The organism is Paenalicyclobacillus ferrooxydans (assembly GCF_001399675.1).
Lineage (GTDB): Bacteria > Bacillota > Bacilli > Alicyclobacillales > Alicyclobacillaceae > Alicyclobacillus_B > Alicyclobacillus_B ferrooxydans.
Genome location: NZ_LJCO01000016.1, coordinates 1 through 768, shown reverse-complemented (window position 1 = coordinate 768; position 768 = coordinate 1). Strand labels below are relative to the sequence as shown.

Genomic DNA, 768 nt, shown 5'->3' with positions numbered 1-768 from the left:
TTACCTGCCTTCACTTTCCGTTTACGAAGATCTACTCCGATGAGTACAGCGAGTACAACGACGCCGACCACCGCAATGATAAACAGTCTCATGTCCTTCTCCCATTTCTTTGCTCTACAATCCGATGCTTTCGAATGCGATAGGCACGATCAAATAGCAAACTCTTTGGGCGAAATGAAAATCGCATTCTGAGCCATAAAAACTCTGCCAATGGACGCTCTCTGTACGGCACAGCGGCAAACATCAGTCCTATACCGATTCCAAAGAACATACTCACCCAACGGGGCGTATGAACAAATGGAAGCAAAGCGGCACTCAGGGCGATGATCGGACTCGATACTGCCAGTCCAATAAAAAAGTGAGTCACGTGTTTTGTACTGATACCCCACATCAGGTTTTCACCTTCCGTAAGCGGAATTGGAGAATGAACCTCGAGCATGACGTCTCATTCCTTCAACTACAAATGTCATAAATCGTTTTAGTGCAAACTTGACCCAAAATTATAGAGAGCTCCTGCAATCACACCTGCTGCTCCCAGTAACACTCCCGCAATGACAACATGCACCAAATGCGCCCTTGCTTCTTCTCTTCTTTGAGCGTGATGTGCACCCGCCATAAAGGACATGACCGCCTTATACAGATGAAATAAGAGCCAAGCGCCTGCTACTGCAGATACTGCCCCGAGTATCCAACTAATAATGGTGTTCAAAATACTTGATATTGATCCTTGCTGTCCTGATAGCGGGTTTGTAACCCCGCTCGTATCCG

2 protein-coding genes are annotated in these 768 nt (G+C 46.7%); both read right to left on the bottom strand.

The genetic code is table 11. From position 1 onward, the window contains the following. Positions 1 to 88: 88 nt before the first annotated feature. On the bottom strand, positions 89 to 439 hold the full coding sequence (locus AN477_RS04185) for a hypothetical protein (RefSeq protein WP_054967928.1): 351 nt from the start codon (positions 437 to 439) through the stop codon (positions 89 to 91). Between the two features lie 39 nt (positions 440 to 478). Beyond that, positions 479 to 768: pilin (locus tag AN477_RS24940; protein ID WP_054967927.1), on the bottom strand; the 290-nt coding region annotated here is incomplete at its 5' end.

Excerpts from the sequence above, each read along its gene's own strand:
- AN477_RS04185 (WP_054967928.1), bottom strand. The coding sequence starts at position 439 with ATGCTCGAGGTTCATTCTCCAATTCCGCTTACGGAAGGTGAAAACCTG.